At 63.6% G+C, this 385-nt stretch carries 1 pseudogene; it reads right to left on the bottom strand.

The features are described from left to right. Positions 1-385 (bottom strand): annotated as a pseudogene (locus U4Y88_RS37655) (hypothetical protein); the annotation flags it as partial.

Genomic DNA, 385 nt, shown 5'->3' with positions numbered 1-385 from the left:
ATCGCCAGCGATGTTCGACACCGCCGTGTTCGTGGCGTACAGCTGTGCGCCGTTCACTGCATCCGTGCTCGATGCCGAGACGTCGCCGTCCTTCACGTTATGGATTGCCACCGGCGTCGTTGCGTCGGTACCACCGAGCGTGATCGAGTCGTGCGCCGACGAGTCGTACGACACCGCGTCGGCCATCTGGCCTTGCAGCGTGGTCATGTTACCGGCGATGTTCGACACGTCACCGGCAATGTTCGTCACCGTGCCCGCGAGGTTCGACACGTTCGTATTGGTCGCATACAGCTGCGAGCCGTTCACTGCGTCGGTGCTCGATGCCGAGACGTCGCCGTCCTTCACGTTGTGCAGCGCGACCGGCGATGCACCCGAACCGCCCAAC

The organism is Paraburkholderia sp. J94 (assembly GCF_905220285.1).
Classification (GTDB): Bacteria; Pseudomonadota; Gammaproteobacteria; order Burkholderiales; family Burkholderiaceae; genus Paraburkholderia; species Paraburkholderia tropica_A.
This window is presented reverse-complemented; position numbering and strand designations above follow the sequence as displayed.